Source organism: Lysinibacillus sp. NPDC097287, from assembly GCF_044761695.1.
In the GTDB taxonomy this organism is placed as follows: Bacteria; Bacillota; Bacilli; order Bacillales_A; family Planococcaceae; genus Lysinibacillus.
Genome location: NZ_JBIWCX010000064.1, coordinates 1 through 1,316 on the forward strand (window position 1 = coordinate 1; position 1,316 = coordinate 1,316).

Annotated in this window: 1 protein-coding gene; it reads left to right on the plus strand. The window is 60.0% G+C overall.

Annotation, left to right across the window (positions count from 1 at the left end):
- Window positions 1-661 precede the first annotated feature (661 nt).
- Window positions 662-898, plus strand: coding sequence for a hypothetical protein (locus ACIQ2D_RS22050; protein WP_003942442.1), 237 nt, complete (start codon window positions 662-664; stop codon window positions 896-898).
- Window positions 899-1,316 lie beyond the last annotated feature (418 nt).

A 1,316-nucleotide genomic window follows, 5' to 3' on the forward strand; every position in this document is an offset into this window, starting at 1 on the left:
GCAAGTGAAGGTCGTCGGTTCCAAATCGCGCAGCCGATTGCTCGCGGGCGTCTTGTCGTTGCACCTGCGGTCGCCCGCACGATAGTGGGGGACGACCTTCGAGGAGCAAAAAGTAAGCCTCGGAGGTCGTCTCTGCTTCCAGGCCCACATGAACGGCAGTCGAAGGTGGCATCGAATCGCCTGCCTTCGTAGCCTAAAAACAGATCGTAGATCCGGGCGAGCGCAAACGGCCGATTCGTGTCTTTGAAGCCGCTCCCCACCCCACTCCCCACCCCGCTCCCCACCTACGTGGGGAGCGGTTTTTGCCGCCTGAACTGCTGTTTCTTTCCACTCCCCCCACTCCCCACCAACTTCGCAGATAGGTCACACGTAGTAGTGGGAAAGTGCATGCCTCGCTAACCTGACTCCGCTTCGACTCGGCCCGTCCAGGTCTCGCGACATGATGCGCACGAAGATTTGTTGACCCCATCTGTCACACGGCGCGGGGCACGCGGATCTTCCTCTAATCAGAGGCATTCATTGCGAGGGTTGAGGGGATTTCAGACATGAGCAGCGCCGGGCACGACACGCTGACACAACCAGCATCACCGTTTCTGAATCAGAATCGATTTACGCTCATCCCATGGGACGACCAAGTAAAGGCGCGCGCCGGTGCCTCTCCGTGCGCGCACCCCTCAACCAGGCCAAGGTCTACGAACGTCGGGCAGACGAACTCGGGATCGATCTCGGGGACTACTGGGTGCTCGTCATGGCGCGCGCCTCGAACCTCGACATTCCTGATTACATCCTCAAGAAGTTGGATCCGGAGCGACTCCGCATCCACGACGCCCGCTATGCAGTTGATCGAACCCAGGCTGCTCGCGAAGCGACCGACGGCGAACTTTCGGTTCCAGCATGAGTTGGCCCTAGACAGCGAAAAACCCCCACTGCTTTGCCGGCCGGAGGGGGTTCTTCGATTCGATTTCAGTCCCGGGAAGCGACTTGCGAGGTCACTTTCCGAACTTCACTTACTCAAGTCCAGAGGACTTATGGCCATTCTAACCAAATTCCGAGCACACTCGCCATCCTTGGCGACGAGTGTCGCTGAGGCAATCGCATGACGGCGGCTGCATCGAGCGGCGCAGCGACGGGTCCTATGTCGTCGTTCGACCGCGTACGCATCGCGGTCGAGTCCAGTGGTGGGGTCCAACACCGAGGCCCTCACGAGTTGATGGCCTTATGCCCTGTCCACGCGGACCGACATGCGTCCTTGTCAGTGAGCTGGGTCAACGGTCACCGCGGCGGCATGGTGCTTTTGCATTGCCACGGCTGCAACG